General features: G+C 64.0%; 12 protein-coding genes. 11 read left to right on the forward strand and 1 reads right to left on the reverse strand.

Translation table 11 applies throughout. From position 1 onward, the window contains the following. Nucleotides 1-159: 159 nt before the first annotated feature. The 4 genes from AC097A_RS00530 to AC097A_RS00545 all read left to right on the forward strand — a co-directional run bounded on the left by AC097A_RS00530 (nt 160) and on the right by AC097A_RS00545 (nt 5,645). Nucleotides 160-708 carry a C40 family peptidase gene (locus AC097A_RS00530; protein ID WP_479619364.1) on the forward strand — a complete coding sequence of 183 codons (549 nt, stop codon included), beginning with the start codon at nt 160-162 and terminating at the stop codon, nt 706-708. A gap of 85 nt (nt 709-793) precedes the next feature. Then, the gene (locus tag AC097A_RS00535; protein ID WP_479619365.1) at nt 794-2,230 is read left to right on the forward strand and encodes an aldehyde dehydrogenase family protein; all 1,437 of its coding nucleotides are present in this window, start codon (nt 794-796) and stop codon (nt 2,228-2,230) included. A 37-nt stretch (nt 2,231-2,267) separates the two neighbouring features. Beyond that, nucleotides 2,268-2,975, forward strand: coding sequence for a VOC family protein (locus tag AC097A_RS00540; protein ID WP_479619366.1), 708 nt, complete (start codon nt 2,268-2,270; stop codon nt 2,973-2,975). 69 nt (nt 2,976-3,044) lie between these two features. Next, a complete protein-coding gene (locus AC097A_RS00545) occupies nt 3,045-5,645 on the forward strand; it encodes a DEAD/DEAH box helicase (protein WP_479619367.1) in 2,601 nt (866 codons plus the stop codon). A 77-nt stretch (nt 5,646-5,722) separates the two neighbouring features. On the opposite strand, the gene AC097A_RS00550 is transcribed toward AC097A_RS00545, so the two are convergent. Further along, nucleotides 5,723-6,889, reverse strand: coding sequence for an ATP-binding protein (locus AC097A_RS00550; protein WP_479619368.1), 1,167 nt, complete (start codon nt 6,887-6,889; stop codon nt 5,723-5,725). A 92-nt stretch (nt 6,890-6,981) separates the two neighbouring features. Here AC097A_RS00550 and AC097A_RS00555 point away from each other — a divergent pair, with 92 nt between their 5' ends. From AC097A_RS00555 to AC097A_RS00585, 7 genes are all read left to right on the forward strand, one after another. Further along, entirely contained in the window at nt 6,982-7,470 is a 489-nt protein-coding gene (locus AC097A_RS00555) for a MarR family winged helix-turn-helix transcriptional regulator (RefSeq protein ID WP_479619369.1), read from the forward strand. 145 nt (nt 7,471-7,615) lie between these two features. Then, on the forward strand, nt 7,616-8,656 hold the full coding sequence (locus AC097A_RS00560; RefSeq protein WP_479619370.1) for an aromatic ring-hydroxylating dioxygenase subunit alpha: 1,041 nt from the start codon (nt 7,616-7,618) through the stop codon (nt 8,654-8,656). After that, nucleotides 8,653-9,618: a PDR/VanB family oxidoreductase gene (locus tag AC097A_RS00565; RefSeq protein ID WP_479619371.1), complete on the forward strand. Its 966-nt coding sequence runs from the start codon at nt 8,653-8,655 to the stop codon at nt 9,616-9,618. Before AC097A_RS00560 ends, AC097A_RS00565 begins: the two co-directional genes overlap by 4 nt. Nucleotides 9,619-9,810: 192 nt before the next feature. Then, nucleotides 9,811-10,509, forward strand: coding sequence for a FadR/GntR family transcriptional regulator (locus AC097A_RS00570; RefSeq protein ID WP_315478225.1), 699 nt, complete (start codon nt 9,811-9,813; stop codon nt 10,507-10,509). Between the two features lie 17 nt (nt 10,510-10,526). After that, nucleotides 10,527-11,540: an L-idonate 5-dehydrogenase gene (locus tag AC097A_RS00575; protein WP_479619372.1), complete on the forward strand. Its 1,014-nt coding sequence runs from the start codon at nt 10,527-10,529 to the stop codon at nt 11,538-11,540. 53 nt (nt 11,541-11,593) lie between these two features. Then, nucleotides 11,594-12,562, forward strand: a complete 969-nt coding sequence (locus tag AC097A_RS00580; protein ID WP_479619373.1) for a sialic acid TRAP transporter substrate-binding protein SiaP — start codon at nt 11,594-11,596, stop codon at nt 12,560-12,562. Between the two features lie 11 nt (nt 12,563-12,573). Beyond that, nucleotides 12,574-13,185, forward strand: coding sequence for a TRAP transporter small permease (locus AC097A_RS00585; protein ID WP_105259470.1), 612 nt, complete (start codon nt 12,574-12,576; stop codon nt 13,183-13,185). The last annotated feature ends 12 nt before the right edge of the window (nt 13,186-13,197 follow it).

Here is a 13,197-nt window from a genome sequence, read left to right on the forward strand (position 1 = left end):
ATCAGTTTTAAATATCGAACATTGTTCAAATTTAAATACACACAATTACATACACTTCAACTCATACGGAGTAATTTGTTATGAATCAAGCACTTAGAAAGGCAATCTGAGAAGTCACATTGCTTGACAAGTCCTGGCCCTGCCCCTAGAGTGCGCCACATGCGAAAAATCCTCCTCAGCACCCTTCTTGCGACCTGCGCCTGTGCGCACGCCAATCCGCAAGGCACGGCTGACGAGATGGGCCATTTCATGGCGGAACGCGGGCTCATGTCCCGCATCAGCGCTGCTGGAGAAAAAGTGGAGGCCCGCGCCACCGAGCTGGTCATGAACTCCATGGCCTTTTTGGGCGTGCCCTACAAACGCGGTGGCACCAACGCCGACACCGGCTTTGACTGCAGCGGCTTTGTACGCGCCATTTACGAGCAAACCGCCGGACTGGTGCTGCCGCGCAAAGCCGAACAACAAGCCGCTGCTACCCAAAAGATCGACAAGACTGACCTCAAGCCCGGCGACCTGGTGTTCTTCAACACTCTGCGCCGCACGTTCAGCCACGTGGGCATTTACGTCGGCAATGGCAAATTCATCCACTCCCCCAAACCCGGTGCCGAAGTGCGCGTGGAAGACATGGGCGTGAGTTACTGGGCCAAGCGTTTTGATGGCGCCCGCCGCGTAAGCGCCGAAGACACGACACAAAACGCCGCCCGCTAAGCGCGCAGTTTGCTCCCTCGCTTGCCAGATTCGGCCTGAGTCTGGATCTGTTCTACTGGCTCCCACCACTACGCTCGGGACCGCCATGCCAACACCCCTTGAAAACGCAGACCTGCCATCCCTGCAGGCCACCTTTGACGCGCAGCTACCCACCGCGCTGGCTTGGCGGCAGTCCACCGCTGCCGAGCGGATTGAGCGGCTGCAAGCCCTGCGCAGCAGCCTGCTGGCCCACCGCGAGGCCCTTTACGACGCATTTGCCGCCGACTTTCACAAACCCCGTTTCGAGGTGGATGGCACCGAGATCATCCCCAGCCTGGATGAAATTCGCCACAACATCGCCAAGCTCAAAGGCTGGATGCGGCCCACCCGCATCCGTGCCACCGAACTGACGCTGGGCCACGGCGCCTATGTGCAATACCAGCCGCGCGGGCGCTGCCTGATCATCGCGCCCTGGAACTACCCGCTCTACCTCATGCTGAGCCCGCTGGTGTCTGCACTGGCGGCGGGCAACTCAGCCATCCTCAAGCCGTCAGAGATGGCGCCCCGCGTGGCGCAAGTGTTGGCCGCCATCGTCCAAGCCGCATTTCCGCCCAACCAGGTCGCGCTGGTTGAAGGTGGCCTTGGCACCTCGCAGGCCCTGCTGGCTCTGCCGTTTGACCACATTTTCTTCACCGGTTCACCCGCGGTTGGCAAAGTGGTCATGGCCGCAGCCGCCCAACACCTGGCCAGCGTTACGCTGGAGCTGGGCGGAAAGTCCCCCACCATCGTGGACGAAACGGCCGACCTGCAAAAGGCTGCCGAAACGCTGATGTGGGGCAAGTTTGTCAACGCCGGCCAGACCTGTGTGGCGCCCGACTACCTGTATGTGCACGCATCGGTGCGCAACGCGTTTGTGGCGGCCTGCCAGGCGGTACTCAAAACCCGATACGGCGAAACCGCCCAAGCCCAGCGCAGCAGCACCGACCTCACCCGCATCATCAACCAGCGCCACACCCAGCGTATTGAAGGCTTGCTGCACGATGCCACCGCGCGCGGCGCACGCGTGCTGGCCGGGGGCGAGATCGACACGGCCGCCAACTACGTGGCCCCCACCCTGCTGGACAACGTGGCACGGGACGCCAAGGTGATGCAGGAAGAAATCTTCGGCCCCCTGCTGCCCGTGCTGCCCTACACCGACCTGAACCAGGTGATTGCCGACATCAACGCCCAGCCCAAACCCTTGGCCCTGTACATCTGGAGCAAAAACCAGGCGACCATCGACGCCGTGTTAATGCGCACCAGCTCTGGCGGCGCCTGCATCAACCACTGCGTGCTGCACGTGGCGCAGGGCAACCTGCCCTTTGGCGGAGTCAACAACTCCGGCATCGGCAGTTCACACGGCATTTACGGCTTCAAGGCCTTCTCGCACGAACGCGCGGTGCTCAAGGGCAGTTGGCTGCACACCATCCGCATGTTCTTTCCGCCCTACACCGCGGGGCGCATGCGCATAGTGGGCATGCTGCTCAAGTGGGTGAGCCGCTAGGGCCTGCCCAGCCCCGGCGGGGTGGTATCGTGCGGCGATGAAAACACAGATAGACCACCTCGTTGTTGCCGCCCACACCCTGGACCAAGGTGTGCAATGGTGCGAAGCCACCCTGGGGCTGACCCCGGAAACCGGGGGCGACCACCCCCAGTTCGGTACCCACAACCGCCTCTTCAAAATCGCCACCCCGGCCCACCCGCTGGCGTATTTTGAAATCATCGCCATCAACCCCAACGCCAAAGGTCCGGCCAACCCGAACGCCAAACGCTGGTTCGACCTGGACAACCCCGAACTGCGCGCCGCTGTTACCAAGGAACCGCGCCTGGTGCACTTTGTGGCCGGCACGGATGAACTACAGGCAGCCCGCATCGCCCTCAAAACGCTTGGTATCGACCGTGGCCCGGCCATGCCGGCCAGCCGCCACTCCCGCAAAGGTGTGCTGCACTGGCAGATTACGGTGCGCGAAGACGGTTTGCGCCTGTTTGAAGGCTGCCTGCCCACGCTCATCCAATGGGGCAAGCCCGATGAAGCCGAGCCCCTGCGCCTGCACCCGCGCAACAGCCTGCCACGCAGCAAAGCCAGCCTGGACCACATTGCCATTACCCACCCCAGCGCGGCCAAACTGCAGGCCGCCTATACAGCGATCGGGCTGGAAGGCATCAGCATCACTGAGGGCCCGGCCAACCTGAGCGCCACCCTCAAGACGCCCAAGGGCCTGGTGACGCTGCACAGCATGGGCCTCTGAGCGCATTATTCGCTATCGTTTTAATAGCTGCTCGCGCATATTCCACGAGGGCTAGCTGCCTATTTCACTATGAATCGCGAGCGTACGCCGCCCCTGCCGCCAAACTCATCTCCTGACCATGACGACGCGAATGCGGTGGCCGGCCAGTTCCGCCCCCGCATCACGCTGATGACGCTGGGCCGGGGTGAAGGCCTGCTGGGCCTCAAGCCCCAGGGCAAACTGGGCCCACGCGGTGACAGCGTGACGCTGGCCCAGTTCGACTGGACCTACCGCACCGCGGCGGGCGACCGCTGGGAGACCCCCGCCCCCACCTCCATCCTCAACAGCCGACCGGCCGAATTTGAAGACCTGTTTGACACCGGCGGCCCGGTGGTGCGCCTGCAACGCAACCTGGTGGCCGAGGCCGACGCCATGGACGCGGTGTGGGACCTGGGCTTTGTGCCACTGGTCGACACCACGTTTCAGTGGCGCAGCCAGAAACAGCGCCCGCATCTGGGCAGCGTGTGGACGCTGCCGCAGGAAGACTACTTTGGCGACTTCTGGGCCGACCAGGTACCCCAGCTGCAGGCCAAGGGCTGGACGGTGGTGGTGCAACCCGGCTTTGCGCATGAGAGTGTGCCAGTGGAGCGCTGGAAGCTCATCCTCAGCCCCGACACCGGTGAGGTGCTGAGCAAGGAACTGGACAGCCCACTGGTGAAACCGGCCCACGGTGTGGAGAAACTGGCCCTGCCCGAACGCGAAGGTGAATGGCTGCTGAGCCTGGGCATAGAGATTGACGGCGAAACACTGGACCTCGCGCCCATGCTGGCCAACCTCATCAAACGCGACCCGCGCTGGCTGACCCGCCAATATCTGGACAGCCTGGACGACCTGGCCACCGTGTCGCTGCGCGCACCGGGCGGCAAGCGCATCGACGCCGAAGCCGGCCCGCTCAAAGCCATCGTCGGCGCCATGGTGGACTTGTTGACCGACCCGCAGCGTATGGCACCCAAGGGCCCCATCCAACTAGGCGCGTGGGAAGCCCGCCGCATCAACACCCTACGCGCCAGCTTGCTGGACGCCTCGCGCGTGGGCGCCCACCAAGGCTGGCAGCTGGAAGGCGACGCGGGCTTGGCCACACTGGCCAAGCGCCTGCACACCATCGGCCAGCCCCAGCCGGTCGCGGCGCCAGCGGGATTGCAAGTGCAGTTGCGCCCATATCAACTGGAAGGCCTGGCCTGGCTGCAATACCTGCGGGCCCAGCACCTGGGCGGTATCTTGGCCGACGACATGGGCCTGGGCAAAACCGCCCAGGCGCTGGCCCATGTGCTGCTGGAGAAGCAAGCTGGGTGCCTGGACCGCCCAGTGCTGGTGGTACTGCCGACCTCGTTGCTGTTCAACTGGCAGGCCGAGGCGAAGCGCATGGCGCCGGACTTGCAGGTGCTGAACCTGCACGGCCCGGACCGCGCCGCGCTGTTTGCAGACATGCCCGCGCACGACCTCGTGCTCACCACCTACCCGCTGCTGTGGCGCGACATCGAGGTGCTGGCCGCGCAGCCTTTTCATCTGGTCATTCTGGATGAAGCGCAAATGGTCAAAAACGCCGCCAGCCGGAGCGCCCGTGCCCTGCGCCAGCTGCAAAGTCGCCACCGCCTGTGCCTGACCGGCACGCCGCTGGAAAACCACCTGGGCGAACTCTGGGCGCAGTTCGACTGGCTGATGCCCGGCTTTTTGGGCGACCAGCGCAGCTTTGCCGCCCGCTGGCGCAAGCCGATTGAAGAGAACGGCGAAACGGTGCGCGCCGCCCTGCTCGCCCAGCGCGTGCGCCCCTTCATCCTGCGCCGCCGCAAACAAGACGTGGCCACCGAGCTGCCGCCGCGCACCGAAGTCATCCAGCGCGTGCAACTGCAGGGCCGCCAGCGCGAGCTGTATGAGAGCGTGCGTGTAGCCGCTGACAAACAGGTGCGCCGCGTGCTGCAACGGCAGAACTTTGCCGGCGCGCAAATCAGCATCCTGGATGCGCTGCTCAAGCTGCGGCAGGTGTGTTGCGATCCACTCTTGGTGAAAGGGAGCGACATCACGCCCGACATGGAGCGGGCCAAACTCCACACACTCACCGACTTGTTGGTCCCGCTGGTAGACGAAGGCCGCCGCGTGTTGGTGTTCTCGCAGTTCACCGAGCTGCTGGAGCTGATTGCCGATGCACTCTCAGCACTAAGCCTGCCCTTCCTGAGCCTGACCGGCAACACCCGCCCCGCCCAGCGCGGCCAGATCGTGCAGCGCTTCCAAAGCCTGGAAGTGCCAGTGCTGCTGGTCAGCCTGAAAGCAGGCGGCTTAGGACTGAACCTCACCGCCGCCGACACCGTCATCCACATGGACCCATGGTGGAACCCCGCCGTGGAAGAACAAGCCACCGCCCGCGCCCACCGCATCGGCCAGGACCAACCGGTGTTCGTCTACAAGCTGGTGGTGGAAGGCAGCATCGAAGAACGCATGCTGGAACTACAGGCCCGCAAACTCGCGCTGTCCGACAGCGTGCTCGGCCATGACGCAGAAGGCGCCGCCAAGTTTGACGAGGCCGACTTGCAAGCGCTGCTGGCACCGCTGGGCGCGCTTATGGAACAGGGGCAAACGCCGGAAGAAGCTGCGCGGCGCTGGGGGCGTACCGGGAGCCGGGTGGAAGGCGTTTAGGCATCCATTCGGCACCTAGCGCTCATGGAATATGCGCGAGCAGCTACTGAAACGATAGCACCTCCTAACGCGCAGGTTTACAGCTTAAGCAGCTTGTGCCGGTCGAGCCAGACTTTGCGCACAAAGGGGTCGGCCACGGTGTAGACACCGTGGCCCGGGCGGGCGATGAGGTTGGCGCTGATCATGCGGTCGGCCAGGTTTTGCACTTGCGGCGGTAGCACTTGCGAGCCGGTACGCTGGGCATACGAGGCCAATGCTTCTTCGCCAAACAAACCAGATACGCCGGATTCACTGCCCTCAGCAATGCGGGCAAATATGGCTTGGCCGAGTTCGCCAAAGTCTTCTACAGCACGCAGCTCCACATCGGCTGCCACCGAGGCCAGCGTGGCGCAGATGATGGGAAACGCTTGGTCAGCAGGGGTGGAGGCAGAGGCGGAGGCGGTTTGCAGTTGCACCAGTGCTTTCAACAACTCTTCAGGCCGATGACCCATGAGCTGAAACCCCGCCCAAGCCACCGCGACACTGGGCAGCACCACACCGGGCGTAGCGGCAATGGCGTCCAGCTGCCATTGCACAAAGTCCTCCCCCAACACTTGGTACGCCGTGGTAAGTGCTCCGGTGAATGGCTGGGCGCGGCGGGTCGCCATGTCGGTGATCAGGGACTTGTGCGAGCCGGTGCCCAGAAACAAGAAATGCCCAGGCGTGCCAGGCTGGGAGTTCACCGCATCGCGCGCAGCTTTGAGGGCATGCAAGAGGCTGGTGCCATCTTCGCTGCCAAGCGCTTGCTGCACCTCGTCCACGATGAGCACCACATTCACCTGCGCTTTGGCCACCAGCTCGGCAAACGCTTGGGCCAGCGTGGTGCCGCTGGTGGTGCCCAGGCTGTCCAACTGAAACCCGAAGCTGAAACCCGCAGCCCCCAGGTTGAGGCCCTTGAACCGCTGTAGCAGCCCGGAGCCCGGTGTTTGCAGCTGTAGCAAGGTATTGCGCACGGCTTCCAACACCAAGGCGGCAGGGCTTTTGCTGCGGTCAGCCCATAGGTCTACATAAATGACTAGCGCCCCCAAAGCCTCTAGCGCGGGCACGAGGTCACGGCGCAAAAAAGTGGTTTTACCTACCCGGCGAATGCCGGATAAAAACACGCCCGAGCGAACGTTCATGTGCAAGGGTGAGGGTTGGAGCAGTTGCTGCGCCATCTGCTCAGCGTAGGTCTTGCGGTGGAAGATCTGGTCAGAGGTGTTCATGTTTAGGCATTTTTAGCTAATACTGATAATTATCAGTTTCAAATAAACAGGTGTAAAGCCCAAATATGACTGCTGTTTTATAGTTCCTCTCCATGCCCACCCGCCCCAGCACCTCCCCCATCCCCCTGCAAGCCGAACCCGGGCACCTGATCCGCCGGGCGCACCAGTTGGCGGTGGGCACCTTTGCCAAGACGCATGGCAAGCAGATCACGCCGGTGCAGTACGCGGTGTTGCGGGCGCTGCAGGACACGCCGGGCATGGACCAAGTGACGTTGGCGGAGCGGGTGGCGTTGGACACGTCCACCACCGCCGACATTGCCGCGCGGCTGGATGCCAAGGGCTGGATCGTGCGCGAGCTGCTGCCCCGCCGCCAGCGCGCACTGCGCCTCACCCCCGAGGGCGAGGCGGTGCTGGCCGACATGCTGCCGCGCGTGGAACCCATGTACGCACAGTTGCTGGACGCCCTGGAGCCGGCCGAGCGCGAGGAGTTTTTGCGCCTGCTGCGCAAGTTTGTGCACCTGAACACGCCAGCCCCTGAAGACCAGGCCGATATGCCGGATCAACCATCCGACAGCGCATAGCCCAAGGCCCCCGACCAGTCGTCGGATTCGTCCCATTTCGAGGGAAAACCCTCATTCCTGCCCCCTAGCCTTGGAATTGACTTGGGTCTATGATTTGCGTCATTCAGCATACTGAATGAAGAATTCCAACCCAAGGAGCCTGGCCATGTTTCCCATCAACACCTGGTACGTTGCCGCCCGCAGCGAAGAAATCCCCAGCGACCGCCCCCTGGGCCGCCGCATCTGCAACCACCCCATGGCCCTGTTCCGCAACAGCGCGGGCCAGGTGGCGGCGGTAGAAGACTTCTGCCCGCACCGCGGTGCCCCGCTCTCGCTGGGCAAGGTGGAAGGCGACACCCTGGTCTGCGGCTACCACGGCCTGGCCATGGGCTGCGACGGCAAAACCGTGTCCATGCCCTGCCAGCGCACGCGCGGCTTTCCTGCGATCCGCAGCTTTCCCATCCACGAGGCGCATGGCTTTGTCTGGGTCTGGCCTGGCGATGCGGCCAAGGCGGACGTGGCCCTGGTGCCCCAGTTTGAGTGGCTGGGCAATCCGCAGTTTGGCTATGGCGGCGGCTTGTACGAGATTGCCTGCGACTACCGCCTGATGATCGACAACCTGATGGACCTGACGCACGAAACCTATGTGCACAGCACCAGCATTGGCCAGAAGGAAATTGACGAAGTGCCCTGCCAGACCCGGGTGGACGGCGACCATGTGATCACCGAGCGTTTCATGGAGGGCATTGAGGCGCCACCGTTCTGGAGGATGGCGCTGCGCATGAACGGCCTGCCCGACGACCAGCCGGTAGACCGCTGGCAGATCTGCCACTTCACGCCACCCAGCCACATCATGATTGAGGTGGGTGTGGCGCTGCAGGGCCACGGCGGCTACAACGCCCCGGACGAATTCAAGGCCGCAAGCTGGGTGGTGGACTTCATCACCCCCGAGACCGACACCAGCATCCACTACTTCTGGGGGATGGCGCGCAAGTTCAAGCCGCAGGATGCCGAGCTGACGGCCCAGATCCGCGAAGGCCAGGGCAAGATTTTTGGCGAAGACCAGGAGATGCTGGAGCGCCAGCAAAAGAACCTGCTGGCCAACCCCCAGCGCAAGCTGCTGATGCTCAACATCGACACCGGCGGCGTGCAGTCGCGCAAGGTGATTGATCGCGTTATCGAGGCCGAAAACGCGGTCTCGGCATGAGCACCACCACCATACAGGTGCGCGTGGCGCACAAACGCAGCGAGGCTGAGGACATTTGCAGCCTGGAGCTGGTCGCTGCCGACGGCGGCGCCCTGCCCGCCTTCACGGCCGGCGCCCACATCGACGTGCACCTGCCCAATGGACTGCAGCGCCAGTATTCCCTTTGCAACACACCGGGCGAGACCCAGCGCTACGTGATTGGCGTGCTGCGTGATGCGGCCTCGCGAGGCGGCTCGTCTGCTGTGCACGACTTGGTGAATGAGGGCAGCGTGCTGACCATCAGCACGCCGCGCAACCTGTTCCCCCTGGAAGCGACGGCGCCGCACCACCTGCTGCTGGCCGGTGGCATTGGCATCACACCCATGTTGGCCATGGCCGAACACCTGGCCGGCACCGGCCAGCCCTTCACGCTGCACCACTGCAACCGCAGCCGGGCGCGCACGGCGTTCATCAGCCGCCTGACGGCCGCGCCCTTTGCCAGCCAGGTGCAGCACCACTTTGACGATGGCGAGGCAGCGCAAAAGCTGGACATTGCCGCCACGCTGCAGCAGGCCCCGGCGGGCACCCACCTCTATGTGTGTGGCCCCCAGGGCTTTATGGATGCGGTGCTAAACGCCGGCCGCGCTGCTGGCTGGCCGGAGGAGCGCTTGCACCGCGAGTACTTTGGCGCCGCCCCGGTGGACCACAGCCACGACGGCAGCTTTGAGCTGGAGATTGCCAGCACCGGCAAGGTCATCAAGGTGTTGGCCGACCAGAGCGCGCTGGCCGCCCTGCACGCCGCGGGCCTGGACATTCCCATGTCGTGCGAGCAAGGTGTGTGCGGCACCTGCCTCACCCGCGTGAAGGCCGGCACGCCCGACCACCGCGACCAGTACCTGGAGCCCGACGAGCAAGCGGCCAATGACCAGTTCCTGCCCTGCTGTTCCCGCGCCAAGAGCCCGCGCTTAGTGCTGGATTTATAGCCAAATTGGCACCTAGCCCCCGTATCCATTGCGCAAGCAGCTCCTAAATGAATAGCAAAAACCGCCCGGGAGGCGGTTTTTTTACGCCCGCAAGTTGCCTTGTCGGGAAAACCCTAGACCCCAAAGAAGCCAAATCAGCCCACAATTCGGCCAACTGGTCTTACCAATTTACCTTTTAGCCAAATTTCCTGCATGCCCTTCCAACCCATAGAGCCCCGCCGGCTGTACCGCCAGATTGCCGACCAGCTGCGCCAGCTCATCCAGAGCGGTGAATTTGCCGTGGGCAGCAAGCTGCCCGCCGAGCGCGACCTGGCGGCCAAGATGGGCGTGTCCCGCCCGTCGGTGCGGGAAGCATTGATTGCGCTGGAAGTGGAAGGCCTGATTGAGGTGCGCATGGGCTCGGGCATTGTCGTCATTGGCCGCGAGAGCGTGCGCCTGCTGGACAACGCGCACGGCCCGCTGGAAATCATCCGCGCCCGCCAGCTCATCGAATGCGAGCTGGCCGCACTGGCCGCCCGCAGCACCGACCCCACCTTGGTACCCGACCTGCTGGAAACCCTGCGTGACATGGAAGCCGACATTGCCGCGCACACCCTGCCCATCCGGGGCGACCGAGCCTTTCACCTCCGCATTGCCCAGGCCAGCGACAACAGCGCCCTGCAAGCGGTGGTGACCCAGCTGTTTGACGAGCGCAATGGCCCGATGTTCCAAGCCCTGGGCGGCCACTTTGAGCGCGAAGCCACCTGGCAGCAGGCGGTGGACGAACACCGCGCTGTGGTCGAGGCCATTGCCGCCCAAGACCCCGACATGGCCCGCGCCGCCATGAGCGGCCACTTGGACCGCTCGCACGGTCGCTTCTCCGCCAGCCTGACCACCCCCGCCGACGCGTGAACCCAACGGACACCACCATGAGCCTTGCCTGCACCCTGAACGGCCCGCTGAACCTCAGCGTGGAGCAACTCATCCCCCAGGAGCCCGGCCCCGGCCAGGTGCGCCTGCGCCTGGGCGCCGGTGGCATTTGCGGGTCAGACCTGCACTACTACCAACACGGCCGTGCCGGCATCTTCGCCATCCGCGCGCCCTTTGTGCCGGGGCACGAGGCCTCGGGCGTGGTGGATGCCGTAGGTGACGGCGTAACCAAGGTGCACGTCGGACAAAAAGTGGCCGTCAACCCCGCCCACCCCTGCGGCCTGTGCCCCGCCTGCCGCGGCGGGCGCAGCAACCTGTGCGAGAAGATGGTGTTCCTGGGCAGCGCGGCCATCTTCCCGCACATCCCCGGCTTCTTCCGCGAGCACTTTGTCATGCACGAGGCCCAGCTCACCGCCATTGACGAAGACGTGAGCCTGGGCGAGATTGCCTGTGCGGAGCCCCTGTCGGTGGGCCTGCATGCGGTGCGCCGCGCGGGTGAAGTGTTGGGCGCCACGGTGCTGGTCACCGGCGCGGGCACGATTGGCTGCATGTCCATCATTGCCGCGCGCCTGGCCGGTGCCGGCCGCGTGATTGCCTGCGACCCCAGCGAGCGCGCCCGTGAGATGGCGCTGACCGTGGGCGCCGACGAAGCCCTGCCCGATGCCACAGCCTGGAAAGGCCGCGTGGATGTGGCGCTGGAAGCCGCCGGCCACCCCGCCGCGCTGGCCAGCTGCCTGGCGGCGGTGCGCCGCGGCGGGCGCGTGGTGCAGGTGGGCACGCTGCCGCCCGAAATTCCGTTTCCCGCCAACGACATCATGTCGCGCGAGCTGGACTACGTGGGCGCCTTCCGCGCCGACATTGAATTTGACTGGGCCGTGCAGGCCATTCGCAGCCGGCGGGCCGACGTGCGCCCGCTCATCAGCGCCCAGTTGCCGATCAGCCAATCGAAAGCGGCCTTCGATCTGGCTTTGGACAGAGGCCGCAGTACCAAGGTGCAGCTCGTCCCCGGCTAACCCCCGGTGACGACCCGGCTGCGCAATATTCACAACAAGAGGAGACAAAGAGCATGACATTGACACGCATTACCCTGGCCCTGGCTGCAAGCCTGGTGGTCGCCGCCCCTGCCTTCGCGCAGACCAAGCTCAAATGGGCCCACGTCTACGAGCCGGGTGAACCCTTCCACACCGCATCCGTCTGGGCGGCTGAAGAAATCAAGAAGCGCACCGGTGGCCGTTACCAGATCGACGTGTACCCCGCGTCACAGCTCGGCAAAGAGAACGACATCAACCAGGGCCTGAGCCTAGGCACGGTGGATATCATCATTTCGGGCTCCAGCTTTGCGGCCAAGGCCTTCCCCCGCATCGGCGTGACCTACTATCCCTACACCTTCCGCAATGTGGACCACCTGCTGGCCTACACCAAGAGCGACATCTACAAAGAGCTGACAGCCGGCTACGAACAAAAAAGCGGCAACGAAATCATTGCCACCACCTACTACGGCACCCGCCACACCACCAGCAACAAGCCTATTGCCAAGTGCGCCGACCTCAAAGGCCTGAAGATGCGTGTGCCGGATGTGCCCGCCTACCTGGCCATGCCACGTGCCTGCGGTGCCAACACCTCGCCCATCGCGTTTGCCGAGGTCTACCTGGCGCTGCAGAACGGCACCGTGGAGGCCCAAGAAAACCCGCTGCCCACCATCGAGGCCAAGAAGTTCTACGAAGTGCAAAAACACATCGTGCTGACCGGCCACATCGTGGACCACCTGAATACGGTGATGGCAGGTGGTCTGTGGAAAAAGCTGTCGGACGCGGACAAGAAGATCTTTGGCGACGTGGCGCTGGAAGCCGCTGCCAAGGCTTCACGTGAAGTGGCCGCCCGCGAAAGCGAGCTGGCCGCCGTGTTCCGCAGCAAGGGCGTGAGCGTGACCGAGGTGAACACCGGCGAGTTCCGCGACACCGTGCTGAAGAACGTGCCCTTTGAGCAGTACGGCTACCAGAAGTCCGACTGGGACCGCATCCAGGCGATCAAGTAAGGCGACACGACATGACGCTCCATAGCTCCCTGCCCCTCTCAGGCGGCGCAGCCGAGTCTCACCCGACCGAGACCAGCGCGGAGGCCTTGGTCTCCAGCTTTGCGGAGGCCGACCAGCACACGGTCGACCTCTCGGTCTACGGCGTGGAAGACTGGGTGTGTTTCGGATTCTTCTGGGCCATGACCGGCCTGGTGTTTCTGCAGTTCTTCAGCCGTTACGTGCTCAACGACTCGTACGCCTGGACCGAAGAACTGGCCGTGTACTGCCTGATGCCGGTGGTGTTCATTGGGGCGTCCATGTGTGTGCGGCGGGTGCGGCATATCCAGGTCAACCTGGTCTACCGCTACCTGCCCACGCCTGCCGGGCGCGCCTTGTCCACCCTGGTGGATGTGGCAGCCATCGCCTTTTACGGCTACGGCGCCTGGCTGATTGCCCGCTACGCGCTGGCGGTGGACAACGAACCCATGACCACCATCAACTGGAACAAGAGCCATGTGTACTGGCTCGCGTTTGCCGGCTTTGCCCTGATGGCCGTGCGCGCCGTGCAGGTAGCGGTAGAGAACTGGCGACGCGGCTTCTCTGCCTTGCAAAACCCCGGCTTCTTTGACGGTTCCACCGACTGAACGGACCCTGCA

The sequence above is a fragment of the Rhodoferax sp. XS2R6 genome, from assembly GCF_056521365.1.

What these genes read in the sequence shown, in the direction of transcription:
- AC097A_RS00565 (WP_479619371.1), top strand. Translation starts at nt 8,653, where the DNA reads ATGAGCACCACCACCATACAGGTGCGCGTGGCGCACAAACGCAGCGAG.
- AC097A_RS00535 (WP_479619365.1), top strand. Translation starts at nt 794, where the DNA reads ATGCCAACACCCCTTGAAAACGCAGACCTGCCATCCCTGCAGGCCACC.
- AC097A_RS00585 (WP_105259470.1), top strand. Translation starts at nt 12,574, where the DNA reads ATGACGCTCCATAGCTCCCTGCCCCTCTCAGGCGGCGCAGCCGAGTCT.
- AC097A_RS00540 (WP_479619366.1), top strand. Translation starts at nt 2,268, where the DNA reads ATGAAAACACAGATAGACCACCTCGTTGTTGCCGCCCACACCCTGGAC.
- AC097A_RS00560 (WP_479619370.1), top strand. Translation starts at nt 7,616, where the DNA reads ATGTTTCCCATCAACACCTGGTACGTTGCCGCCCGCAGCGAAGAAATC.
- AC097A_RS00580 (WP_479619373.1), top strand. Translation starts at nt 11,594, where the DNA reads ATGACATTGACACGCATTACCCTGGCCCTGGCTGCAAGCCTGGTGGTC.
- AC097A_RS00555 (WP_479619369.1), top strand. Translation starts at nt 6,982, where the DNA reads ATGCCCACCCGCCCCAGCACCTCCCCCATCCCCCTGCAAGCCGAACCC.
- AC097A_RS00545 (WP_479619367.1), top strand. Translation starts at nt 3,045, where the DNA reads ATGAATCGCGAGCGTACGCCGCCCCTGCCGCCAAACTCATCTCCTGAC.
- AC097A_RS00575 (WP_479619372.1), top strand. Translation starts at nt 10,527, where the DNA reads ATGAGCCTTGCCTGCACCCTGAACGGCCCGCTGAACCTCAGCGTGGAG.
- AC097A_RS00570 (WP_315478225.1), top strand. Translation starts at nt 9,811, where the DNA reads ATGCCCTTCCAACCCATAGAGCCCCGCCGGCTGTACCGCCAGATTGCC.
- AC097A_RS00530 (WP_479619364.1), top strand. Translation starts at nt 160, where the DNA reads ATGCGAAAAATCCTCCTCAGCACCCTTCTTGCGACCTGCGCCTGTGCG.
- AC097A_RS00550 (WP_479619368.1), bottom strand. Translation starts at nt 6,889, where the DNA reads ATGAACACCTCTGACCAGATCTTCCACCGCAAGACCTACGCTGAGCAG.